This is a genomic window from Mesorhizobium loti R88b (assembly GCF_013170845.1).
Lineage (GTDB): Bacteria > Pseudomonadota > Alphaproteobacteria > Rhizobiales > Rhizobiaceae > Mesorhizobium > Mesorhizobium loti_B.
Genome location: NZ_CP033367.1, coordinates 4481118 through 4502112, shown reverse-complemented (window position 1 = coordinate 4502112; position 20995 = coordinate 4481118). Strand labels below are relative to the sequence as shown.

At 61.3% G+C, this 20995-nt stretch carries 28 protein-coding genes and 1 tRNA gene; 20 read left to right on the top strand and 9 right to left on the bottom strand.

What is annotated here, in order from left to right:
• Positions 1 to 67: 67 nt before the first annotated feature.
• Complete coding sequence (locus tag EB235_RS21905) at positions 68 to 709, bottom strand: DUF2059 domain-containing protein (protein ID WP_032925356.1); 642 nt, start codon at positions 707 to 709, stop codon at positions 68 to 70.
• The gene (gene rpiA / locus EB235_RS21900) at positions 696 to 1427 is read right to left on the bottom strand and encodes a ribose-5-phosphate isomerase RpiA (RefSeq protein ID WP_027028963.1); all 732 of its coding nucleotides are present in this window, start codon (positions 1425 to 1427) and stop codon (positions 696 to 698) included. Before rpiA ends, EB235_RS21905 begins: the two co-directional genes overlap by 14 nt.
• 242 nt (positions 1428 to 1669) lie before the next feature.
• On the opposite strand from rpiA, the gene EB235_RS21895 reads away from it, so the two are divergent.
• Positions 1670 to 2356 carry a phosphoglycolate phosphatase gene (locus tag EB235_RS21895; protein ID WP_027028964.1) on the top strand — a complete coding sequence of 229 codons (687 nt, stop codon included), beginning with the start codon at positions 1670 to 1672 and terminating at the stop codon, positions 2354 to 2356.
• A gap of 135 nt (positions 2357 to 2491) precedes the next feature.
• Positions 2492 to 2566, top strand: a tRNA-Val gene (locus EB235_RS21890).
• 34 nt (positions 2567 to 2600) lie between these two features.
• Here EB235_RS21890 and EB235_RS21885 read toward each other — a convergent pair.
• Both EB235_RS21885 and EB235_RS21880 read right to left on the bottom strand, forming a co-directional pair.
• Positions 2601 to 3131 (bottom strand): hypothetical protein, encoded by a 531-nt coding sequence (locus EB235_RS21885; RefSeq protein WP_027028965.1) that lies wholly within the window; start codon positions 3129 to 3131, stop codon positions 2601 to 2603.
• A 258-nt stretch (positions 3132 to 3389) separates the two neighbouring features.
• Positions 3390 to 3662 (bottom strand): hypothetical protein, encoded by a 273-nt coding sequence (locus tag EB235_RS21880; protein ID WP_155256252.1) that lies wholly within the window; start codon positions 3660 to 3662, stop codon positions 3390 to 3392.
• 28 nt (positions 3663 to 3690) lie between these two features.
• On the opposite strand from EB235_RS21880, the gene EB235_RS21875 reads away from it, so the two are divergent.
• The 4 genes from EB235_RS21875 (at position 3691) to EB235_RS21860 (ending at position 5579) form a co-directional block, all read left to right on the top strand.
• A complete protein-coding gene (locus EB235_RS21875; protein ID WP_155256254.1) occupies positions 3691 to 3840 on the top strand; it encodes a hypothetical protein in 150 nt (49 codons plus the stop codon).
• 9 nt (positions 3841 to 3849) lie between these two features.
• Positions 3850 to 4107, top strand: a complete 258-nt coding sequence (locus EB235_RS21870) for a PepSY domain-containing protein (protein ID WP_027028967.1) — start codon at positions 3850 to 3852, stop codon at positions 4105 to 4107.
• A gap of 136 nt (positions 4108 to 4243) precedes the next feature.
• The gene (locus EB235_RS21865) at positions 4244 to 4984 is read left to right on the top strand and encodes a lysozyme inhibitor LprI family protein (protein ID WP_155256256.1); all 741 of its coding nucleotides are present in this window, start codon (positions 4244 to 4246) and stop codon (positions 4982 to 4984) included.
• A 112-nt stretch (positions 4985 to 5096) separates the two neighbouring features.
• On the top strand, positions 5097 to 5579 hold the full coding sequence (locus EB235_RS21860) for a hypothetical protein (protein ID WP_027028969.1): 483 nt from the start codon (positions 5097 to 5099) through the stop codon (positions 5577 to 5579).
• A 63-nt stretch (positions 5580 to 5642) separates the two neighbouring features.
• Here EB235_RS21860 and EB235_RS21855 read toward each other — a convergent pair whose 3' ends face one another.
• Entirely contained in the window at positions 5643 to 7520 is a 1878-nt protein-coding gene (locus EB235_RS21855; RefSeq protein ID WP_027028970.1) for a L,D-transpeptidase family protein, read from the bottom strand.
• 211 nt (positions 7521 to 7731) lie between these two features.
• Entirely contained in the window at positions 7732 to 8478 is a 747-nt protein-coding gene (locus tag EB235_RS21850; RefSeq protein ID WP_027028971.1) for a 3-oxoacyl-ACP reductase family protein, read from the bottom strand.
• Between the two features lie 100 nt (positions 8479 to 8578).
• Here EB235_RS21850 and EB235_RS21845 point away from each other — a divergent pair, with 100 nt between their 5' ends.
• Together EB235_RS21845 and EB235_RS21840 are read left to right on the top strand one after the other, a co-directional pair.
• Entirely contained in the window at positions 8579 to 9193 is a 615-nt protein-coding gene (locus EB235_RS21845) for a TetR/AcrR family transcriptional regulator (protein ID WP_027028972.1), read from the top strand.
• A gap of 67 nt (positions 9194 to 9260) precedes the next feature.
• Positions 9261 to 9656: a rhodanese-like domain-containing protein gene (locus tag EB235_RS21840; RefSeq protein WP_027028973.1), complete on the top strand. Its 396-nt coding sequence runs from the start codon at positions 9261 to 9263 to the stop codon at positions 9654 to 9656.
• 70 nt (positions 9657 to 9726) lie between these two features.
• On the opposite strand, the gene EB235_RS21835 is transcribed toward EB235_RS21840, so the two are convergent.
• Entirely contained in the window at positions 9727 to 10632 is a 906-nt protein-coding gene (locus EB235_RS21835; protein ID WP_027028974.1) for an alpha/beta hydrolase, read from the bottom strand.
• A 47-nt stretch (positions 10633 to 10679) separates the two neighbouring features.
• Here EB235_RS21835 and EB235_RS21830 point away from each other — a divergent pair, with 47 nt between their 5' ends.
• A complete protein-coding gene (locus EB235_RS21830) occupies positions 10680 to 11132 on the top strand; it encodes a MarR family winged helix-turn-helix transcriptional regulator (RefSeq protein ID WP_027028975.1) in 453 nt (150 codons plus the stop codon).
• 63 nt (positions 11133 to 11195) lie between these two features.
• Here the strand turns inward: EB235_RS21830 and EB235_RS21825 are convergent, their stop codons facing one another.
• Complete coding sequence (locus EB235_RS21825) at positions 11196 to 11807, bottom strand: pyridoxamine 5'-phosphate oxidase family protein (RefSeq protein ID WP_027028976.1); 612 nt, start codon at positions 11805 to 11807, stop codon at positions 11196 to 11198.
• A gap of 71 nt (positions 11808 to 11878) precedes the next feature.
• A complete protein-coding gene (locus EB235_RS21820) occupies positions 11879 to 12232 on the bottom strand; it encodes a gamma-butyrobetaine hydroxylase-like domain-containing protein (protein WP_027028977.1) in 354 nt (117 codons plus the stop codon).
• Positions 12233 to 12431: 199 nt separating this feature from the next.
• On the opposite strand from EB235_RS21820, the gene moaA reads away from it, so the two are divergent.
• The 11 genes from moaA (at position 12432) to EB235_RS21765 (ending at position 20982) form a co-directional block, all read left to right on the top strand.
• Positions 12432 to 13427 (top strand): GTP 3',8-cyclase MoaA, encoded by a 996-nt coding sequence (gene moaA, locus EB235_RS21815; protein WP_027028978.1) that lies wholly within the window; start codon positions 12432 to 12434, stop codon positions 13425 to 13427.
• 71 nt (positions 13428 to 13498) lie between these two features.
• Complete coding sequence (locus EB235_RS21810; protein ID WP_246741398.1) at positions 13499 to 13957, top strand: hypothetical protein; 459 nt, start codon at positions 13499 to 13501, stop codon at positions 13955 to 13957.
• A 120-nt stretch (positions 13958 to 14077) separates the two neighbouring features.
• The gene (locus EB235_RS21805; RefSeq protein WP_027028980.1) at positions 14078 to 14437 is read left to right on the top strand and encodes a hypothetical protein; all 360 of its coding nucleotides are present in this window, start codon (positions 14078 to 14080) and stop codon (positions 14435 to 14437) included.
• A 178-nt stretch (positions 14438 to 14615) separates the two neighbouring features.
• On the top strand, positions 14616 to 15536 hold the full coding sequence (locus EB235_RS21800) for a DMT family transporter (protein ID WP_027028981.1): 921 nt from the start codon (positions 14616 to 14618) through the stop codon (positions 15534 to 15536).
• A 59-nt stretch (positions 15537 to 15595) separates the two neighbouring features.
• On the top strand, positions 15596 to 16222 hold the full coding sequence (gene mobA, locus EB235_RS21795) for a molybdenum cofactor guanylyltransferase MobA (protein ID WP_027028982.1): 627 nt from the start codon (positions 15596 to 15598) through the stop codon (positions 16220 to 16222).
• Entirely contained in the window at positions 16219 to 16728 is a 510-nt protein-coding gene (gene mobB, locus EB235_RS21790; protein ID WP_027028983.1) for a molybdopterin-guanine dinucleotide biosynthesis protein B, read from the top strand. The genes mobA and mobB overlap by 4 nt, the downstream gene beginning before the upstream one ends.
• Positions 16729 to 16886: 158 nt before the next feature.
• Entirely contained in the window at positions 16887 to 17672 is a 786-nt protein-coding gene (locus tag EB235_RS21785; RefSeq protein ID WP_027028984.1) for an ABC transporter substrate-binding protein, read from the top strand.
• A gap of 78 nt (positions 17673 to 17750) precedes the next feature.
• The gene (locus EB235_RS21780) at positions 17751 to 18470 is read left to right on the top strand and encodes an ABC transporter permease (protein ID WP_027028985.1); all 720 of its coding nucleotides are present in this window, start codon (positions 17751 to 17753) and stop codon (positions 18468 to 18470) included.
• Positions 18467 to 19288, top strand: a complete 822-nt coding sequence (locus EB235_RS21775; protein ID WP_027028986.1) for an ABC transporter permease — start codon at positions 18467 to 18469, stop codon at positions 19286 to 19288. Before EB235_RS21780 ends, EB235_RS21775 begins: the two co-directional genes overlap by 4 nt.
• A gap of 113 nt (positions 19289 to 19401) precedes the next feature.
• Positions 19402 to 20271 (top strand): NAD(P)-dependent oxidoreductase, encoded by an 870-nt coding sequence (locus EB235_RS21770; protein WP_027028987.1) that lies wholly within the window; start codon positions 19402 to 19404, stop codon positions 20269 to 20271.
• 6 nt (positions 20272 to 20277) lie between these two features.
• Positions 20278 to 20982: a DNA alkylation repair protein gene (locus EB235_RS21765; protein ID WP_027028988.1), complete on the top strand. Its 705-nt coding sequence runs from the start codon at positions 20278 to 20280 to the stop codon at positions 20980 to 20982.
• The last annotated feature ends 13 nt before the right edge of the window (positions 20983 to 20995 follow it).

Genomic DNA, 20995 nt, shown 5'->3' with positions numbered 1-20995 from the left:
TCAAAAGAAAAGCCCGGACAAGCCGGGCTTCACAGGTGGCCGCAAAGGCCGATTTGAAAACGCAGGATCAGTTCTGAGTGCCGTCGGCAGGAGCCGAACCATCGGCGGGAGCCGTGCCGTCAGCGGGCGCGGCGGCACCGTCCGCCGGCGCTGCATCATCGGCCGGAGCGGCTGGCGCGGTGGTAGCAGGGGCAACCGGCGCATTTGCCTTGGCGGCCGCCGCCAGCGTTTCGCCGACCTGCTGGGCGAGATCGCGGGCAAGGCCGTTTTGCCAGATGTCGGCTGCCTTGATCAGATCACGCGTCACGGCCGGGCCGCTGTCGAGGAGTTTCTTGCCGGCGTCCGAGCTGTAGAAAGTCGCGATGTCGTTGAGTTCCTTTTCGGAAAACACCTTCGCATAGGCAAGAGCCGCTTCCTTCTCGAGATCCGCGCGGCGCGAGGCCATCTCGATTGCCTTGTCGTTGATGGTCTTGCCGATCAACTCCTGCATGTCCGGATTCTTCTGGATCAGCTGCGATTCGAGCGCGGCCGCCGCCTGCGGCAGGATGTTGTCGAACGAATCAGTTGCATGGATCGCGGCGATCGCCGCCCGGGCCGCCTTCAGGTGCGAGTCCGTGACGTCCTGCGAGAATGCCGGCGAGGAAAGGGCAAAGACGGCCGAAGCCGCCAGAACGACGCAAAGGCCGCGAACCCGGTTATGCAACATCATGATTGGTAGAACTCCCTGGTTTTCGGGCGGCATGGACGGTTTGGATGCCGTCGCCGCCGGCGATGATGGCCGCTGACGCCAGCCCGATGAAAAGACCATGCTCGACCACGCCCGGAATGGCATGGAGAGCATTCGAAAGCGCTCTTGTATCCGGAATGCGGCCAAAAGATGCATCGAGGATAAAATGGCCGCCGTCTGTAACAAAAGCCTGGCCTCCCGTCATCCTCAATGTAAGCGGACCGGAAAGGCCGAGTTTTTGGGCTGCCGCGCCAATCGCAATGGTCGTTGCGCGCAGGCCGAACTGGTTGACTTCGATAGGCAGCGGAAAACGGCCGAGCGTCTCGACCATCTTCGATTGGTCGGCGATCACGATCATGCGCTGCGAAGCCGCAGCCACGATCTTCTCGCGCAACAGCGCGCCGCCGCCGCCCTTGATCAGGGTCAGTGCGGGATCGACCTCGTCGGTGCCGTCGATGGTCAGATCGAGTTCGGGCGTTTCCTCCAGCGTCGACAGTGGCACGCCAAGCTCCCGGCACAGTGCTGCGGTGCGCTCCGAAGTCGGCACGCCGATGACGGTCATGCCGGTGGCGACCTTGTCGGCGAGCAGCCGCACGAACTCCTCGGCCGTGGTGCCGGTGCCGATGCCGAGCCGCATCCCGTCGGTGACATGAGCAAGGGCCGCCCGCGCGGCCTCGACCTTCAATTGTCTCGCATCCATGCTGCTTGCTGCCCCGGAACCTAATGCCTGTCGCCCAAAAGTGACCTCGATTTTGGGAAACGACATGCATGAAACTTAGTGTGCCGGGCTCCTAGCATTTTTGCTCGCTTGGTCAAAGCTTTTGACCGTGATCAAAGCCTTTGACTGTGTTCTAAACCCTTGGCGCGCGGTTCGGTCGCCCTTGCCTGGAACAGCCGCAGCCGCTATCGCCTGCCTGTGCACAATTTGCCACAGGATGGATCATGACTCGCCCGATCATCGTGTTCGACCTCGACGGAACGCTGATCGACACGGCGCCGGACCTGCTCGACAGCCTCAACCACAGCCTGGCCGCCAGCGAACTCGCGGCCGTCGATGAAGCCGGCTTCAGGCGCTTCGTCGGCCATGGTGGCCGCGTCATGATAGAGCGCGCGCACGCTGCCCAGCAGCGCTCGCTTGATGTCGCCGAGCACGACCGGCTGCTAAAAGTGTTCCTCGATCACTACACCGATAACATTCCCGGCAAATCCCGCCCCTACCCCGGTGTCGTCGAGGCCATCGCGCGCTTCGAGAAGGCGGGCTATCTCCTGGCCATCTGCACCAACAAATACGAAGCCAATTCGCTGGCGCTGATCGAAGCGCTCGGCCTGACCAGCCATTTCGCGGCAATCGCCGGCCAGGACACGTTCGCGTTCCGCAAGCCTGACCCGCGCCATCTGATCGAGACCATCAAGCTGGCCGGCGGCGACCCGCACAACGCTCTGATGGTCGGCGATTCGCAGACGGACATCGACACCGCCAAGGCCGCCGGCATTCCGGTGGTGGCGGTCGATTTCGGCTACACCGATCGCCATGTGCGCGAATTCGAACCCTCGGCGATCATCTCGCATTTCGACGCGCTGACCGTGGATCTGGCGCAGAAGCTGATCAACGCTGCCGCTGGGCGCTGATCGGCGACCGGTATCGCCTCGGAAACGGGTTCGAAAGTGCGGCAATCCGATCCTTATCAGAACGCCTGACACCGCCTTGACTTCACCGGCCAGCCTCCCTTATATCGCGGCTCGCTTGGCCCTCGGGCAACGAGCGGGCGATTAGCTCAGCGGGAGAGCACACCCTTCACACGGGTGGGGTCGCAGGTTCAATCCCTGCATCGCCCACCATCGGCCTACCAAGTTTTATTAATCCGATCGATATCTACGATGGACATTTTACGAATACAGCTGGGACGCCGTAGTTTCGTTGTATGACTACAATGTCTTCTTCCGGCTTGATAATTGTTGCTATGCCATTCTGATTGGAATTGGCAATCCGCTTATCAAACTCGGTCTTCGCGTCGATCCCGAGGTATTTCACGATATCTTCCTGCGGGGTGGTCTGAACAAAAGTGTTCCCTGTCATCAGACTATAGTGGCTATGTACTTGGTTTGAACCGTCTTTGCCCCTGACCATGTCAAAACCAAGCGGACCGACGCCACTTATGAAATACGGATTTAGGCCGCAAGCCTTTGGGAATACGCTGTCGAAATCGCTTGATCCTATGCCGGTCATACCAACCCACTTCCCCTGCAAATTACTAAGAATCCGATCAGAGTAATGTGCGATATAGTCCTCAATGGTCGTCCCGCCCATAAAAACATCAAGCGTCTTGGAGTAGCTGGCTGAGTCGAGAGCGTAAGCGTACGATGGAAACATAAGGGCGAGAGCAAAAGCGGCGCTTACCTTCATTTCAGTTTCCTTCAGAAATCGAACTGCCCAATCTAGCCGAACGACGTGTAACAGAAAAGCGATGAGGCCTACTTGTTTCGAAGTGTCGGCTAGCGAACCAGAAGGGATCTATCGCCTGCGGATTGGCCTCCCCTTGCTTCACGAGCGCGTGGCTGGCGCAATACGGACTCAACCTGCTCGACAGAAGTCGCAGTCCTCACGGGTGACTGCATCGCCCACCATCTCCTTCCTGAAAGATAGCACTAAAGCCAGAACCATTCAGCAACTACAGCTCGCCCCTTCCCCGCCAAAATTCTTCTGCGCGAAATTCAATGCGCTGCTGTAGCTCGTATAGCTCTGGAACTGGCAGACATCGGAGCCGTTCCGTACCTTCATCTGCTCGAGATCCCAGAACGACACCTCGATGTGGTCGTTGGCGCAGTAGACCGTGTATTTTTCAGGTTCCAGCGCCCTGGCTTCCTGCACGGGCATGGAAATGGCCGGGATGGAAAGCACTGACAGTGCAAGCATGACGACGTGACGTGCGCGCATATGGACCCCCCACTGAAACGCCAGCACTATGGCTGGAAATATTGAAGCGGCGCATCATGGTTTTTTGGCGGACGTCTTTTTTCCCGCGCGCAGCCGCGAGTCGATGCGCTTAATGGTCCTGCATCCCGGCTACGGAACCAACCACCACACCAGCGAGTTTCTCTGCGTCGAAACTTGAGGGAAAACCATGTCCAGATTTCTTATGGCGACCAGCGTCGCATTTTTACTCATCGCCGGCCCGGCTCTGGCCGCGGACGAGGACCCGTTGCCGCCGCCCAACGCCAAGAAGCTGTCGGAGATCCTTGCCAAGGTCGAGCAGCGCGACGGCTTTCGCTACGTGAAAGAGGTCGACTGGGACAAGGACGCCTACACCGTCACCTACTACACATCTGATAAGGCCAAGGTCGAAATCACCTACGATCCGGTGACCGCCGAACCGAAATAGGGACCCTCGGCAGATATTTCTCCGGCCGCCCTCGATTGCTAGACGGACCCGCCGTAAAATGTCCATCCTTGCGATATGATATGCATGGAGGGCGCTGGGCAGCGCCTTGCGCTATCCTGTTGGCTTGGGGGCCGTCATGCGATTTTCCGTTCGAACCGATGTCTTGCTGGTCTTTGCCGTCATCCTGGCTGGCGGCATCCTTGCCGCGCCTCCGGCGCGGGCCGAGGGGCCATCCTTCGACTGCGCCAAGGCAAGCCTGCCGGCCGAGAAGGCGATCTGCGCCGATCCGCAACTGTCGGCCATCGATCTGCTTGTTTCCAAGGCCTACAAGGAGTTCGAGCCGGCATTCGGCGGCGACAAGCGCAAGATCGCGCGCGGCTTGATTGCTGACCGCAACGCCTGCAAGAGCGACGCCGCCTGCGTCGTCAGTGCGCTCAACAACGCCTTGCAGACCTATGGCAATGCGCCGTCATGGGTGCAGGATTATAACATCGCCCTGATCGGCAAGAAGGCGCTGGACACCGCCGCGCACAACCCCGGCAACAGGGACCAGCCCCTGCCCTCGGCGGTCGGGCAATGCGCGTCCACCCACATCAAGACGCTGACCGCGCGGCTTGGCGACGACCCGCTGGAAACAGCCACGCCTGATGCGGGCAGTGCTGCGACGTTCACCAACGGTGGCGGATCTGTCTCCTATGATCGCGAGCCGGGCCTGGCATCCTCGAAGGTCGGAGAACCCGTCGTAATGTGCCTAATCTCGATACCCAGGGACTGCCCCAAGGACGATGACCGCGGCCGGGTCTACTATTCCATCGACCTGGTCGCCAAGGGGAGCTGGGCCCTGCCGGACTCGGAGCATTTGTGTGGCGGCGCCTGATCAGCCTGCTTCTTGATCCACGAAAGCCGCCAAAGCAGCCCGCTTGCGCCTCCCCTTGCAACGGATCGTCTTTGATGGCTGACTGGACGGGTTGACTGCGCCGGACGGGGGAATGGGCATGGCGACGGCAAAACACGTGATCAAACGTATATTGATGATGTTAGCCGGCTATCTTGTGGCCGTGCTGATAGGGCTGATCGCCGTGGCGGTAATCTACGCCGCGCTCAGTTCCCTGCCCAACGCGCCTGAGTATTTCGGTTTTGCCGTCGTCACGCCGCTTGCGGCGCTGGTGGTGCCACCGCTGGGCATGTTCATTTACTTTGTGACAATCGTCATAACGGGTCTGCAGACCCTCATCTTCGCGCTGATTGCGGAGTTCTTTTCGCTGCGCAACGTCCTGCTGCACATGCTCTTCGGCGCTGCGGCTGCCGCCGGCGGGTTTTTCCTGATCTGGCCGAATTCGCCGGAGGACATGGATTCAGCGCGCTGGGCCGACATCGGCATCATTGCCGCTGCCGGTCTGATCGCCGGGCTGGTCTATTGGCTGATCGCCGGGCGCGACGCCGGCTTTAGACGTCCGCTCATGGAGCGCTGAAGCATTCCGGTAAAACTGTAAAAGCGGTTCGCCGTTGGTGTGAACCGGCAAACCGCTCGATTATCAGCTCGAGGGTGAGCGAACCGCCTCGGTCGCATCCAGGGCCTGCTTCAGCCTGGAGTCGCGGTCGTAGACGTCGCCGAAATACTCGACCTTGCCGGACATGTCGGGCCAGGCGGTGAAATAGGCGACATAGACCGGAATCTTGCGCGTCACATCCTCGGTCGAGTGTCCGTGCTTCAGCTTCTCGGCGATGTAATCGACATCCGTGCCGAGCACTGCCGCCGCCATGCCGCGCGGGTCCTGCAGGCGCACGCAGCCATGGCTGAGCGCTCGCATATCCTGCTTGAAGAACGATTTCTGCGGCGTGTCATGCATGTAGATGGCGTGCTTGTTGGGGAACAGGATCTTCAACTCACCCAGCGCATTGGCCTCGCTCGGCTGCTGGCGCACATTGTAGGGAATGTTGGCGCCGTAGGCGCCCCAATTGACCGACGATGACGGGATCTTTCTGCCCTTCGCATCGGTCACTTCGTAGCCGGCGCGGTCGAGATAGCCGGGATCGCTGCGCAACCGGGGCAGCATCTCGTTGACGATGATCGACTGCGGCACGCCCCAATAGGGGTGGAAGTCGACCTGCTTGATCTGGTCGTAGAAGAATGCCGTCTGGTTGGTGACGCGACCGATGACGGCGCGTGTCTTCAGCAGTTCCTGGCCGTTGTCGATGTAGCTCGCGGTAAAGGCCGGCTGATTGATGAACACACGCGGGCTGCCGAGATCTGAAGGCAGCCAGCGCAGTTCTTCCAGCGCTACCTGCACCTTGAGCAGCCTGTCGGCCTTCGACGAGCCCGCCAGCAAGGCAACGGTGCGCGGGCCGATGACGCCGTCGCCCTTCATGCCTTCTTTCACCTGCACCGCCTTGATCAGCGGCACGAGCTCGGGCACGTAGACCTCGCTGCTCGCCAGCCGCGACAGGACCTCGCCATATGTGCCACCCATGTCGTCATCGAGACTGCGTGCGATCAGCGTCAACAGCTTCGGCAGTTCGGGGCTGGTTTCGCCTGGCTTCAGCAGCAGCTTGGGATCGACGACGATCTCATTCTCGGCGCTTGCCTGCAGCGATTCCAGCTCGACGCGCAGCGCCTGATATTCCGCATTCTGCGGATGCCGCGATTCGAGGTATGTACGCACTTCCTGCGTATGCGCCAGCGTCTTCAGCACGCCGCCCAGATCGAGCGGCTTGGCCGGGAAATCATAGTAGCCGGTCATACGGTTGGGTTCGACACGGCCGTTCTGGGCGTCATGGGCGTAGCGCAACACGCGCGCCGACAGCGCCATCTCGAAGCGCACGAGGTCCTTCAACTTGGCCGCGTCGTCCCCCGAGGCAGAATTCGCGGCCGGCACATCGACCGTATAGTCGGCCGGCGTCAGGCCATAGCTGGCGGCCTCGCCAAGCACCCGCACCGCATCCTGCGCGCGGCTGTTGAGGCTGGTTCCGCTTATCCAGATGAAATCCGGGTTGGCCTGGTAGTAGGCGATCAGCGCCTTGGCAATGTCCGGCTCAGCGTAAAGCTCGTAGTCGCTCAAGCTGGCAATGGCGTCGTGAAAAGCAGCCCCCGTGGCAGACGGAACGAACGCGGCATCCTGCGGCGTTGCCGGCTGTGGCGCCGCGGACAGCGACGAGAAGTCGACGCGCACCAGCTTGTCGGCCTTGTAGGTGTAGTAGGACGGGCTGCTGATTTTTACACCACCGCCCGCCGGGGCCTTGGGTCTGTGCTTTGGTGGCGGGGGCGGAAACTCGCCCTGCGGCTGGTGCTTGATGCCGCCGCCGAACAGCATGTCGAACAGCCCTTGCGCACCGGCCTGAGGCGCGCCCAGGGCGAGCGTTGCCGCGATCGCCATCAGCGGCAGCGCGGTTGTATTTTTACCGAGGAGTTTCATGAATCACCCGCTCCGGCCGCAACCGGTTCCCGTTCCGCACGCTAGATCGTCTCGCTCACCGCATGGCGGATGTAAGGCGTGACTATACCGATTCATACCGATTTCGTTAAGCTTTCATAAATTTCGGAAAGCCTGTTGCAGAACGGTTTCACAACATCGTGACGGCGGGAGCGCAGGTATTTTCGCTCCCGCCCGGGAAACTCCGAGAAAATCAGGCGTTGGCGCCACCATCGATGGTCAATGCCGCACCTGTCACGAAACTTCCTTCCGGTCCGGCAAGCCAGGCAACCATGCCGGCGATGTCATCGGCCTTACCGAAGCGCTGTGTCGCCATCTTCTGGCGCTGGTGTTCGGCATGCGGTCCGTCCGCCGGGTTCATGTCGGTGTCGGTCGAACCGGGATGGACGACGTTGGCGGTGATGCCACGTGCGCCGAGATCGCGTGCGAGAGCCTTGGTCAGGCCGACCAGAGCCGCCTTGCTGGTGGAATAGGCACCGAGGCTGGTGTCGGTGACGCGTTCAGCGAGATTGCTGCCGATCGAGATGATCCTGCCGCCCTCGCCCATATGCGCCGCCGCCGCCTTCGAGGCGATGAACGGGGCTCTCAGATTGACCGACATGGTCTCGTCGAAATCGGCAAGCGACAAAGTGTCGATAGGCGCCGCGCGCCAGATGCCGGCACTGTTGACCAGGATATCCAGCCGACCGAATGCAGCCACGGTCTCATCGACGGCCCTGTCTATCGCCTCGGCGTCCCGGTTGTCGGCCTTGATCGCGACGGCGCGGCCGCCCTTGGCCTCGATGTCGGCGACGACCGAGCGGGCCTGTTCCTCGCCATGCACATAGGTCAAGGCGACATCGGCGCCATCGGCCGCGAGTCTTCGCGCAATCGCTGCTCCGATGCCGCGGCTGCCGCCTGTGACGAGCGCCGCCTTGCCGTTCAAACTGTTGGAAGACATTGGTTTCTCCATTTATGTAGTGATCAATACATAAATACCTGGCAGGCTTGCCCGAGCGCGTCAACTGATTTATGTATCGATCAACACAGAAAAGAGCATCATGTCGGAAAGAGGCCGTCCCCGCACCTTCGATCGAACCGCAGCCTTGCGGCGCGCGATGGAGGTGTTTTGGGCCAAGGGTTATGAAGGCGCGTCGATAAGCGACCTCGCCACCGCGATGGGCATCAATTCGCCCAGCCTTTACGCCGCCTATGGCAGCAAGGAGGCGTTATTCCTTGAGGCTGCGGATTTCTATTCGCGCTTCGAAGGTCCGGATATCTGGCAGGCGCTGGATGAGGCGCCGACCGCGCGCCTGGCAATCGAGCTTTTTTTAAGCCGCACGGCAAAGGCCTATTCGCAGACCGACCGTCCGCAAGGTTGCCTGATCACGCTTGGCGCGCTGCATCAGGATTCGACCAGCGGCCTGATCTGCGCCGACCTACGCCGCCGCCGCGCTGAAAACCATTCAGCCTTGCAAAAACGCCTCGAGCGAGGTGTGGCCGACGGCGAACTGCCTGCCGACTTCGACTGCCACGCCGTGGCGACCTTCTACGCCACCGTGCAGCACGGCATGTCGATCCAGGCGCGCGACGGTGCTTCGTGCACCGCGCTGATGGCGACGGTTGCCGGAGCTATGGCTGCCTGGCAGACGCTGGCGGGCACCGACAAAGCGTGACAAACGCCGGCCATTGTGCTGGAAATTCAGACAGCCAGCCAAATGCGCGGTCGGAGGGGAAAAGCCTGTGAAAAAGGGGTATCGCGAATTGCTGGATGAGGCGAACGCCGAGATCGAAGTGGTTTCACCAGAGGAAGCCGCGGGATTGCTCGAGGACGAAGGCACGATCTTCGTCGACCTGCGCGATCCGCGCGAGGTGGAACGCGACGGAAAAATACCCGGCGCCAAACATGTCACCCGCGGCATGTTGGAATTCTGGATCGATCCCGAGAGCCCCTATCACAAGCCATTCTTCGCCTCGGGTAAAAGTTTTGTTTTCTTTTGTGCCGGCGGCTGGCGCTCGGCGCTCGCCACCAAGACGGCGCAGGACATGGGACTTTCCCCGGTCAAGCACATCCTTGGCGGCTACACCGCCTGGAAGGCCGCCGGATTGCCTGTCGAACCCGGCGAGAAGAAGAAATAGGCCAATGCATGTCGCTCAAAAGTGGTCCCGGTTTTGAGACAGCGACATGCATGGAAACGAGGATTGCCGCTCAGTGAAGCAGCGACGGCTCTCGGGCGACGAAGGCGACGGCGCGTTCGACAACGCCCTTGTCGGCAAGAATGCGGCGGTGGCCGAGCCCGTCGGCCCAGTGCAGCCGCACATGGCCGCCCGCGCCGGCGTAGCGTTTTGCGTGTTCGGCTGGCACCTCACGGTCATCCGGCGCGTGAATGACCAGGGTGGGCACAGGCGCCTGGGCGAGCTGGCGGTCGCCGGTGAATTCATGCAGCGGCCGGCCGGACAGGTGTTCGACACGGTCCGCCATGGCGACCTGCGAACGCGGCCCGACATTGAGCATGCGGCTGAAGTCGGCGAAGATCGCCGGCAAGGAGCTGGGCGCCGCGATCAGCACAAGGCGTCCGGCCGCCAGTGGCGGAATGTTCTTGACCGAACCGGCGATGGCATTGGCGGCAACGGCGCCACCGAAGGAATGTCCAACCGCTGCCACGAACGGACCGAACCATTCGCCGGCGACCCGTACGGCCTCGACAGCATTGACCATGTTCAGGTGCCGGCCCTGCGAATGGCCATGGCCCGGCAGGTCAAGAGAAACCACCCTGTAGCCGGCCGCGCGATAGCCCTCGATCAACGCGCGCATATATTCGGTGCGCGAACGCCAGCCATGGACGACAAGCACCGTGCCAAGCGCCGCCCTGCCCGGCTCCGGCCGGAATTCATGCACCATGACGCAGCCGGTCTTGGTCTTCAGCCGATGATGGCGCGCCTCGCTCATGAAGTCAGCGGCGCGGCTGATGGCGCGGCGTTCGCCGTCGGTCAGCGCTTTGGCGCTCGGCGTGCGGCAGAACAGTTCGAACGCCGCGCGCCCGGTGATGCGCGGTGCAATATGTTCGGCCGCACCAAATACGCCCCGGATGACCTTCAGCCCGATTGATGCCATAGTGAGAATCCATCCATACGTTCAAGCATGAACATAATAGTTCAAAGATGAACAATAAACAAGAGTTACCTTGGGACAACCCGCGTTTTCGCAACTGGGTCGCGGTGGCGCGCGCCTGCCATGTGCTGGAGCGCACGCTGGCGGTGAAACTCGCGCCGCTGGACCTGAAGCCGGCGCAGCTCGACGTGCTGATGAACCTCTACCGCCATCCCGGCATGTCGCAGCACGACCTTGCCCGCAAGCTGCTGGTCGGCCGCTCCAACATCACCATGCTGTTGCCGCAGCTGGAGACGCGCGGCCTGCTGCGCCGCGAAGGCGACGAGAAGGACAAGCGCATCTTGCGGCTCGCTCTGACCGAAGCCGGCGAGGCGCTGCTGATGCAGGCGCTGAAAGTGCATATGGCGTTGATCGAGAAGGCGATGAGCCAGTCGACACCCGAACAGTGCGACATGATCGGCGAACAGATGCGTAAGATCTATGATGTGCTGAAGGAAGCGTGACTTAAGGTGCGCTAGGTGCGTTGAAATTCAGGTCAGGCCGGTCTCACCTCAATTGCAACGCAGCTACCACATCGTCTTCTTCGCTCGCTCGGGCCATTCCTTGTCGTAGGCCTCGCCGTCGATGTTCTTGCGGCTGGTGACTTCCAGGATTTTTCCGGGCGTCGGCAGCGACTTTGGGTCGACATGCCTTGCCGGGTTCCAGAGCTCGGACCGCACAATGGCGCGGGCGCATTGGAAATAGACCGAATCGACATCGATAACGGTTATCGAACGCGCCGCCTTGCCGTCGACCATGAAGGACGCGCAAAGTTCGGCATCGGTGGTGATATGGGCTCGCCCGTTGATGCGCAGCGTGGTGCCGGAACCCGGCACCAGGAACAAGAGGCCGACACGCGGATCCCTAATGATGTTACGCAGCGAATCGGCGCGGTTGTTGCCGCGCCGGTCCGGCATCATCAGCGTTTTCGGATCAACGATACGCACGAAGCCGGCGAGATCGCCGCGCGGCGAACAGTCCAGTCCCTCCGGTCCGCTGGTCGCCAGTGCGACAAAGGGCGAGGCTTCGATGAAGGCGGCATACTCGGGAATGACGTGATCGAGTTCCTTGACCAGCGAGGCTTCGCCTGGAACGCCATAGAGCGCTTTGAGCTGTTCGACCGTCGTGATGCGCGACATCTCTTCCTTCTCCGAACCTTTGCCGGCGCTACTCCAGATCGATGACGTTTTGACGACAGCGACGCACGAGGTTAGCGATCGCGGCTCAAGCCTTTTTCCTCAAGCTCCGCCAGATAGGCATTCCAGCGCTCATCCCTCTCGTGGCCGAGCGTGTGCAGATAATTCCAGGTGAAGATGCCGGTGTCGTGGAAATCATCGAAGGTGATGCGCACCGCATAGTTGCCGACCGGCTCGATCTTCAGGATGGCCACATTGCGCTTGCCGGGAACCGTCACCCGCTGCTCGGGCGAATGACCCTGCACCTCGGCCGATGGCGAGGCAACGCGCAAGAGTTCCGCCGGCAATTCGAATGGCTGGTGGTTGGGAAAGGTGACCGACAGCAGTTTGCGGTCCTTGGAGACCCTGAGTTCCTTCGGCGCGGTCATGCTGGTCGATCCCATATCATCCACCCTTCCCTACGCTGCTTCGCCAGTGCGGAAAAGACTGTTTGAGATGAGCCGACATGCGATGTCGGCCCGGGGATGTTACCAAAGATCGAGAAGCGGTATCTTGAATGGCCGGCCGCTTCGTATCACATAGCAGTATATAACGACGCCGCTCGCGGCCACGGGAAACGCTTGAAGCATGGACATGATCGACCCCTTCGGTCGCACGATCAATTACCTCCGCGTGTCGGTCACCGACCGCTGCGATTTCCGATGCACCTATTGCATGGCCGAGGACATGACCTTCCTGCCGAAGAAGGACCTGTTGTCGCTGGAAGAGCTGGACCGGCTCTGCACTGTCTTCATCGAAAAGGGCGTCAGAAGGCTGCGTCTCACCGGCGGTGAGCCGCTGGTGCGCAAGAACATCATGCATCTGGTGCGCCAGCTGTCTCGCCATCTCGCAAGCGGCGCGCTGGAAGAACTGACGCTGACCACCAACGGTTCGCAGCTGTCGCGTTTCGCCGCTGAACTCGCCGATTGCGGCGTCAGGCGCATCAACGTGTCGCTCGACACGCTCGACGCCGACAAGTTCCACAAGATCACCCGCTGGGGCCATCTCGACAAGGTCATGGCGGGCATTGATGCGGCGCAGGCGGCCGGGCTGAAGGTCAAGCTCAACGCGGTGGCGCTGAAGGACTTCAACGACGCCGAACTGCCCGACATGATGCGCTGGGCGCATGGCCGCGGCATGGACCTGACCGTCATCGAGACCATGCCGATGGGCGAGATCGACGCTGACCGCACCGACCAGTATCTGCCGCTGTCGCTGCTGCGCGCCTCGCTGGAGCGCCAGTTCACGCTGACTGACATCCCCTTCAAGACAGGCGGCCCGGCCCGCTATGTCCACGTCGCCGAGACCGGCGGCAAGCTCGGCTTCATCACGCCGATGACGCATAATTTCTGCGAAAGCTGCAACCGCGTCCGGCTGACCTGCACCGGCACGCTCTATATGTGCCTCGGACAGGAAGATGCGGCAGACCTGCGTTCACCGTTGCGCGCATCCGAGGGTAATGAACTTGTCGCCGACGCGATCGACGAGGCGATCGGCCGCAAGCCGAAAGGTCATGACTTCATCATCGACCGCCGCACCAGCCGACCGTCGGTGTCCCGGCACATGAGTGTGACGGGCGGCTGACCTTCCCGCCGATCTGTGCAAGGATTGCCTTTCGATCATCGATTTTGAGGCAACACATGCGGCGGGTTTCTATGACAATGGCGGCTCTCGCGGCGATTGCAGGAAGCAGCGCATTCGCAGCGCCCTCCACCTATGTGAACGAGCGATTCGGCACCGTTTGCACCTTTCCCGACGAGATCTTCACCGATCGTCAGCCCGAGCCGGAAAATGGCGACGGACAGGTGTGGCTGAGCGCTGATGGCGCCAGCCTGACCTGCTCGGGCATCCTCAACGTCGACGACGACACGCCGAAAGGCTTTGTCGCCGACGAGAAGGCGAGCAAGGAACCTGGCTACACGGTCACCTACAGCAAGATCGGTAAGAACTGGGCGGTGCTATCGGGCATGAAGGATGGAAAGATCTTTTATGAGCGGCGCCTGTTTGGCTGGGATGGCGTCATCCGCACGGTCTGGATCGACTACCCGCCTGATCTCAAGTCGAAATACGATCCGCTGGTCGGCGCCATTGCCGGCAGCCTCAAGGGACAGTGAGTATTTCGGATCACACCCCAGAAAAAGTGTTGTGCGCGAACCGCCGTCGGATTTACGGCTAGCCTGTTCCGGCCTAGCCTTCGCCCGGAAGCGGCTCATCGCTCACAGGGGGAACACGTCATGCGCAAACTCATTCTTTCTCTTGCGTTGCTTGGCTTCACGGCCCTGCCCGCGGCGGCCCAGTCGATCGGCGGCACCTATACCGTTGCCGGCACCAACTTCGACGGCTCGAAATATGATGGCGAAGCCACCATTACACTGACCAGCGAGACTACCTGCACGATCCATTGGGAGACCGGCGGCTCATCCTCTGACGGCATCTGCATGCGCAACGACGACGCCTTTTCCGCCGGCTACGTCATGGGCAAGGATATCGGCCTCGTCGTCTACAAGGTCGGGGAAGACGGGTCGCTGCACGGCCTGTGGACGATCGCCGGCAAGGACGGCAACGGCACCGAGGTGCTGACGCCGAAGAAGTAGACATCGTTGCTGCCGGATAGCTTTCGGGAGGCGATGCCGCCTTCCGACAGGATTCGTGGCTGATCCAGGATTGATTTCGCACCAGCGGGATTGAATACCCGCCTGGCCCAGCCCTTTGCCATTGCTGTTTTGTGGCGGGCTGTTACAGGCTTGCTTGCCCAGGCAATCGGTAGATGTCTTGCCCCTTTCTCCAAATCTTCGCGGCGCGTTGTTCATGATGGTGGCGATGGTTGGCTTCACGCTCAACGACGCCATCACCAAATATTCTTCGCAATCGATGAACATGGCGCAGGTCATGCTGATCAGAGGGGCATTTGCCTCGCTCTTCGTCGGTCTGCTTGCCTGGCAACGTGGCGCGCTTGTGCGCCCGCGCCTGATGCTGCAGCCGCTGGTGGCAATCCGTGTCCTGGGCGAGGCTGGCGGCACGGTGTCATTTCTCGTGGCGCTTGCCCATTTGCCGATCGGCAGTGTCTCGGCCGTCCTTCAGGCGCTGCCGCTGGCGGTAACGATGGGCGCCGCGCTGTTTTTCGGCGAAGCGGTCGGTTGGCGGCGCTGGCTGGCGATCGCTGTCGGTTTTGTCGGTGTACTGGTCATCGTGCGGCCGGGCTTTGACGGCTTCAGCATCTATTCCCTTTGGGCGCTGGCCAGCGTCGCATGCTGCACCGTGCGTGATCTCGCCACCAAGCGCATCCCTCAAGCCATACCGACAATGCTGGTCTCGACCGCCACCGCACTGGCAATGACCATCGTCGGCGCGGTGCTGTTGTCGCCGATGGGCGGCTGGATGCCGATGACCAGCAGAAGCACGGCGCTGCTGGCGCTGGCCGCCGTGCTCGTGCTCATCGGTTATCAAACCATCATCATGGCGATGCGCTCGGGCGAAATCTCCTTCATCGCGCCGTACCGCTACACGGCGCTGCTCTGGTCCATCCTGCTTGGCTTGATCGTCTTCGGTGATTTCCCCGACATGCCGATGATCGTCGGTGCAGCAATAGTCGTCGGCTCGGGTCTCTATACGCTTTATCGCGAACGGGTGGTCGGCCGGAGGCGGATCGTCGCCGAGAGCACCGGACCGGCCATGGCGCCGGATGGAATCTAGGAAACGGGAACTGGGAAGTTGCTTGCGATTTCCAGCGGCCGGCGTAGAGCCTGGATGGCATGAATCGAGACATCTCAGGGATCATTCTGGCCGGCGGCCAGTCGAGGCGGATGGGTGGTGGCGACAAGAGCCTGTTGCCGCTCGGCGACGGCTGCGTGCTTGACCAGGTCTTGTCGCGCTTTGGCCCGCAGCTTGAAACCGTGGCGCTCAGCGCCAATGGCGACCCGGCCCGTTTTTCCCGTTTTGGACTGCCGGTGCTTGCCGACACCATCGAGGGCTTTGCCGGACCGCTCGCCGGAATTCTCACAGGCCTCGAATGGGCCGTTGCCAATACGCCTTGCAAGGCGATCGTCACCGCTGCCGGCGACACGCCTTTCCTGCCGCTTGATCTCGTCGACCGTCTGGCGGCGGCGGCCGGCCGACATTCCGATTCGATCGCCGTCGCATCGTCGGCCGGCTGGCGGCATCCGACCTTCGCGCTGTGGCCGGTTGGATGCCGTGACGCCTTGCGGCATTTCCTGGTCGATGAGGACAACAGGCGGGTGTCGGCCTTCATCGAGCGCCACGGCCATGTCGAGGTGGAATTCCCGGTCCTGCGATCCGCGGGGCTCGATCCTTTCTTCAACATCAATGTGCCGGACGATCTTGCCGAGGCCCAGCGCCTGTTGCAAAGCATGACGGCATGAACAGACGCGTCTTCGGCATCACCGGCTGGAAAAACTCTGGCAAGACCACACTGACCGAAAAGCTGGTCGCCGAGCTTGTGCGGCGCGGCTGGAAGGTCTCGACGGTCAAACATGCCCATCATGATTTCGACATCGACAAGCCGGGCGCGGACAGCTTCCGCCATCGCCAGGCCGGCGCCACCGAGGTCGCGATCGTGTCCGGCAATCGCTGGGCGCTGATGCACGAATTGCGCGGCGAGGATGAGCCGCCTCTGGACGAGGTCCTCTCGCGGCTCGCCCCTTGCGACATCGTGCTGGTGGAGGGCTACAAGCGCGAGTCCCACCGCAAGATCGAAACCAGGCGCCTGGAAGCCAAGGACCGGACACCGCTATCGGCTGATGATCCCAATATTGTCGCAGTTGCCGCGGATTTCGCCGCCGCGGACAACAGCCTGCCGGTATTCGACCTTGACGATGCAAAATCCATAGTCGACTTCATCGAGCGTACGACCGGCCTCGTTGCTTGAGATGTAACGTAACGGCAGAACCCCATTACCGATTTTGGTGGTTTTGCAGTTGCTTTTTTCTTGGAAAGAGTGGGAGTATCGCGCCAGCGGGCGGTCAAAAGCACCGCCCCACAGAGCCGTTTCGGAACGACGGCCGGGACCATAAAGAGAGGACTATCATGCGTATTGCACTGCGTATCGCGCTCGCCGCATCGGCTGCGCTGCTGACGCTCGGCGTAGCCCAGGCCCAGGAAAAGACCCTGCGGATCGGCACCGAAGGCGCCTACCCCCCTTTCAATAACCTGACCTCCGACGGCAAGCTCGTCGGCTTCGACATCGACATCGCCCAGGCGCTTTGCGATCAGATGAAGGTCAAGTGCACCTTCGTCGCCCAGGATTGGGACGGCATCATCCCGGCGCTTCAGGCCGGCAAGTTCGACGCCATCGTCGCCTCGATGTCGATTACGCCGGAGCGCAAGGAGAAGGTCGACTTCTCGCACAAATACTATAACACGCCTTCGGCGCTTGCCGTGCCGAAAGACTCGACGCTGAAGGGCGTGACCAAGGCGGATCTCGCCGGCAAGACCGTCGGCGTCGCCACGACGACCACCCATTTCAACTATGCCTCGAAGACCTACACCGACAGCACCGTGAAGGGCTATCCGAGCAGCCCCGAGGAGCAGGCAGATCTTGCCAATGGACGTCTCGACGCCATCGAGGACGATATCGTCGTGCTGCAGCAGTGGCTGGACTCACCTGATGGTGCCTGCTGCAAGATTCTCGGCCAGCCGTCGCCGCAGCCTGTCGAGATCTTCGGACCCGGTGCCGGCATCGCGGTGCGCAAAGGTGAGACGGATCTGGTCAATCAGCTCAACTCGGCCATCGACGCCATCCGCGCCAATGGAAAATACAAGGAAATCAACGACAAGTACTTCAAGTTCGACGTCTACGGTGGCGATTCCTGATCAATATGGTCAAGACGGCGGGGTAATTCCCGCCGTCTTTCTATTCGTCTCGGAAAGCTCTGGAGATAAGATTCGTCAATGCCAGCCCAAAGCATATGGACACTGCTCAGTTGGGGACCTGATGGCTGGAGTGATGATATTGCGTATGGTGTCGTAGTAACGGTCCTGCTTGCGCTGGCGACGCTCCCCATTGGTTTGGCGATCGGCTTTTTTATCGCGCTGGCCAAGCAGTCTGAAGAGCCCTCGCTGCGCCTCGCCGCCAACATCTACACCACGGTCTTCCGTGGCCTGCCGGAGTTGGTGACACTTTTCCTGTTTTTCTTCGGCATGCCGATCCTGCTGCAGCATCTCGTCAGATTTTTCTGGCCAGACGCGACAATCGACGTCAACAGCTTCGTTGCGGGCATGATAGTGCTCTCGCTGATCTTTTCGTCCTATGCCAGCGAGGTTTTCCTTTCGGCATTCCGCGCCATACCGAAAGGCCAGTACGAAGGCGGCTACGCCATCGGTCTTTCGTACTGGCTGACAATGCGCAAGGTGATCCTGCCGCAGTTGTTACGGATCGCCTTCCCCGGCCTGGAGAATTGCTGGCTCAGCCTGTTGAAGGACACCTCGCTGGTGTCGGTCGTCGGTCTCGCCGAGACCTTGCGCAACGCCGGCGTGGCCGCTCGCGTGACCAAGCATTCCTTCCTGTTTTACGGCGTGGCGGCGCTGGTCTTTCTCTGCCTGGCAGTCGTGTCGTCTTTCGCCACCAGCGCCATCTTACGCTCGCTCGGCCGACGTGAGGCGCAACGATGAGCGCCACGGCCGCCATGGTTGAACCGCCACCGCCGCAGCTGCGCGGCTGGCCGCGCAGGCGCATCGTCGGCTATGCGCTGGTCGGTGTTTGGATAGCCTTTGGCCTTGGCATCGTCAGCTACCTCTTCTTTGCCTGGAATGCTGCCTTCTTCGCCAAATATGCGCCAGCCTATCTGCAGGGGCTGAGGGTCACCCTGTCGCTGGTGGCCATTTCGATGGTGCTTGGCGCCGCCTTGTCAGTGCCTGTTGCCTATGGGCGCATGTCCAGAAACGGTATCCTGTCCGGCCTTGCCTATTGCTACGTCTATTTCTTCCGGGGCACGCCGCTGCTGGTTCAGACGTTCCTGGTCTATTACGGGCTGGGTTCGTTCCGGCCGGAGCTCCAGATGATCGGGCTCTGGGATTTTTTCAAAGACGCTTTCAACTGTGGCGTCTTCGCCTTTGCGCTCAACACCGCCGCCTACCAGGCGGAGATCCTGCGCGGCGCTATCGAGAGCGTATCAAGGGGCCAATGGGAAGGCGCTGCCTCGCTTGGCCTGCACAAATTGCAGACGCTGCGCAAGATCGTCCTGCCGCAGGCGTTGATTGTCGCCTTGCGGCCTTATGGCAACGAACTGATCCTGATGATCAAGGCGTCCGCCATCGTTGCCATCATCACTGTCTATGATCTGATGGGCAATGCAAAGCTCGCTTTCGCCAACTCGTTCGACATCCAGGCCTATATCTGGGTCGCTCTGGTCTACCTTGTCATGGTCGAGTTGCTGCGCCATGGCGTCGAATGGATCGAGCGCCGGATCACCATCCACCTGAAACGCTGACCTTTTCCCACTCGGCTGTGCCAGTCGATCGGTCTGGACACGTCTTGACGAATTGAGCGCAGGGCCTAGAGCTTTCGCAGCAATTTCGTTTTTCCGGTCTGAAGGGCAAGCTCATGGCATCTGTGGCATTTCTCGGTCTTGGCGTAATGGGCTATCCGATGGCCGGACACCTCCGCAACAAGGGCGGCCACGACGTCACCGTCTACAACCGCACCAGGGCGAAGGCAGAGCAATGGGTCGGCCAGCACGGTGGCAGCTTTGCCGAGACGCCCGTGGAGGCAGCAAGGGACAAGGACTTTGTCTTCTCCTGCGTCGGCAATGACGACGATCTGCGTTCGGTGACGACAGGTCCGCAAGGCGCCTTCCAATCGATGAAGAAAGGTTCGGTCTTCATCGACAACACCACGGCCTCGGCCGAAGTTGCGCGCGAACTGGCGGCGGCAGCGCAAGCCGGTGGGTTTTCGTTCCTCGATGCGCCGGTCTCCGGTGGCCAGGCCGGCGCCGAGAACGGCGTGCTGACCGTCATGGTCGGCGGCGATCAGGCTGCTTTCGACAAGGCGCGGCCGGTCATCGACGCCTTTGCCCGCATGGTCGGGCTGATGGGTCCGGCAGGCTCCGGCCAGCTCACCAAGATGATCAACCAGATCACGATTGCCGGCCTTGTACAGGGCCTGGCCGAAGGCATTCATTTCGGCAAGAAGGCCGGGCTCGACATCGAGAAGGTGATCGAGGTGATCTCCAAGGGTGCGGCCGGTTCCTGGCAGATGGAGAACCGGCACAAGACGATGAATGCGGGAAAATATGATTTCGGCTTTGCCGTCGACTGGATGCGCAAGGATCTCGGCATCTGCCTGGATGAAGCCGACCGCAACGGCGCCAGACTGCCGGTGACCGCGCTTGTCGACCAGTTCTACAAGGACGTACAGGCAATGGGCGGAAAGCGCTGGGATACCTCCTCGCTGCTGGCGCGTCTGGAGAGGTAGGCGGTCATGTCCCTGCCCGCTCCAGGCTGGACCGCGCAGGACATCGTCGCGCATCTGCGCTCGATCGGTACCGAGGAAAACCGCGCAGGCATGGCGCGGTTCGGCATCAACACTGCGACCGCGCTCGGCGTCGGCAATACGGATTTGCGGCCATTGGCACGCAAGCTGAAGCACAACCACGAGCGATCCCTGGCGCTGTGGGCCAGCGGCATTCGAGAAGCGCGGCTGATGGCGGCTTTCACCGGCGAGCCAAAGAAGATCACCATCGAGGAATGCCGCCGCTGGGCCGACGATTTCGATTCCTGGGAAGTCGTCGACACCGTCTCTGATCTGTTCGTCGATACGCCGTTTTGGCGCACGCTGATCGAGGCGTTTGCGGTCGACGAGCGCGAATTCGTCCGCCGCACGGCCTTTGCCATGCTGGCATGGGCAGCCGTGCATTTGAAAAAGGAACCGGACGGGACGTTCCTCGCCTATTTGCCTCTGATCGAAGCCCATGCCGGCGATGAGCGCAACTTCGTCAGGAAAGCGGTCAACTGGGCGCTGCGGCAGATCGGCAAGCGATCGATGAGCCTGCACGCCCCTGCCCTGGCCCTGGCGCAGCAACTTGCCGGCTCCCCAGACAAGACCGCGCGCTGGATCGGCAAGGACGCCGTGAAGGAACTGTCGGATGCCAAAACACTTGAACGCCTCGCCGCAAGAGGGGTTTGAATGGCTGGTTCTC

Bases quoted from the DNA above. Each gene is read 5' to 3' on its own strand.
- EB235_RS21820 (WP_027028977.1), bottom strand. From the start codon at position 12,232: ATGACCGCGCCGAAGGAACTCAGGGTCTCCAAGGACCGCAAACTGCTG.
- EB235_RS21895 (WP_027028964.1), top strand. From the start codon at position 1,670: ATGACTCGCCCGATCATCGTGTTCGACCTCGACGGAACGCTGATCGAC.
- moaA (WP_027028978.1), top strand. From the start codon at position 12,432: ATGGACATGATCGACCCCTTCGGTCGCACGATCAATTACCTCCGCGTG.
- EB235_RS21905 (WP_032925356.1), bottom strand. From the start codon at position 709: ATGATGTTGCATAACCGGGTTCGCGGCCTTTGCGTCGTTCTGGCGGCT.
- EB235_RS21880 (WP_155256252.1), bottom strand. From the start codon at position 3,662: ATGCGCGCACGTCACGTCGTCATGCTTGCACTGTCAGTGCTTTCCATC.
- EB235_RS21805 (WP_027028980.1), top strand. From the start codon at position 14,078: ATGCGCAAACTCATTCTTTCTCTTGCGTTGCTTGGCTTCACGGCCCTG.
- EB235_RS21780 (WP_027028985.1), top strand. From the start codon at position 17,751: ATGCCAGCCCAAAGCATATGGACACTGCTCAGTTGGGGACCTGATGGC.
- mobA (WP_027028982.1), top strand. From the start codon at position 15,596: ATGAATCGAGACATCTCAGGGATCATTCTGGCCGGCGGCCAGTCGAGG.
- EB235_RS21875 (WP_155256254.1), top strand. From the start codon at position 3,691: ATGGCTGGAAATATTGAAGCGGCGCATCATGGTTTTTTGGCGGACGTC.
- EB235_RS21870 (WP_027028967.1), top strand. From the start codon at position 3,850: ATGTCCAGATTTCTTATGGCGACCAGCGTCGCATTTTTACTCATCGCC.
- EB235_RS21855 (WP_027028970.1), bottom strand. From the start codon at position 7,520: ATGAAACTCCTCGGTAAAAATACAACCGCGCTGCCGCTGATGGCGATC.
- EB235_RS21865 (WP_155256256.1), top strand. From the start codon at position 4,244: ATGCGATTTTCCGTTCGAACCGATGTCTTGCTGGTCTTTGCCGTCATC.
- EB235_RS21775 (WP_027028986.1), top strand. From the start codon at position 18,467: ATGAGCGCCACGGCCGCCATGGTTGAACCGCCACCGCCGCAGCTGCGC.
- EB235_RS21830 (WP_027028975.1), top strand. From the start codon at position 10,680: ATGAACAATAAACAAGAGTTACCTTGGGACAACCCGCGTTTTCGCAAC.
- mobB (WP_027028983.1), top strand. From the start codon at position 16,219: ATGAACAGACGCGTCTTCGGCATCACCGGCTGGAAAAACTCTGGCAAG.
- EB235_RS21850 (WP_027028971.1), bottom strand. From the start codon at position 8,478: ATGTCTTCCAACAGTTTGAACGGCAAGGCGGCGCTCGTCACAGGCGGC.
- EB235_RS21770 (WP_027028987.1), top strand. From the start codon at position 19,402: ATGGCATCTGTGGCATTTCTCGGTCTTGGCGTAATGGGCTATCCGATG.
- EB235_RS21765 (WP_027028988.1), top strand. From the start codon at position 20,278: ATGTCCCTGCCCGCTCCAGGCTGGACCGCGCAGGACATCGTCGCGCAT.
- EB235_RS21785 (WP_027028984.1), top strand. From the start codon at position 16,887: ATGCGTATTGCACTGCGTATCGCGCTCGCCGCATCGGCTGCGCTGCTG.
- EB235_RS21810 (WP_246741398.1), top strand. From the start codon at position 13,499: ATGACAATGGCGGCTCTCGCGGCGATTGCAGGAAGCAGCGCATTCGCA.
- EB235_RS21835 (WP_027028974.1), bottom strand. From the start codon at position 10,632: ATGGCATCAATCGGGCTGAAGGTCATCCGGGGCGTATTTGGTGCGGCC.
- EB235_RS21860 (WP_027028969.1), top strand. From the start codon at position 5,097: ATGGGCATGGCGACGGCAAAACACGTGATCAAACGTATATTGATGATG.
- EB235_RS21885 (WP_027028965.1), bottom strand. From the start codon at position 3,131: ATGAAGGTAAGCGCCGCTTTTGCTCTCGCCCTTATGTTTCCATCGTAC.
- EB235_RS21825 (WP_027028976.1), bottom strand. From the start codon at position 11,807: ATGTCGCGCATCACGACGGTCGAACAGCTCAAAGCGCTCTATGGCGTT.
- EB235_RS21845 (WP_027028972.1), top strand. From the start codon at position 8,579: ATGTCGGAAAGAGGCCGTCCCCGCACCTTCGATCGAACCGCAGCCTTG.
- rpiA (WP_027028963.1), bottom strand. From the start codon at position 1,427: ATGGATGCGAGACAATTGAAGGTCGAGGCCGCGCGGGCGGCCCTTGCT.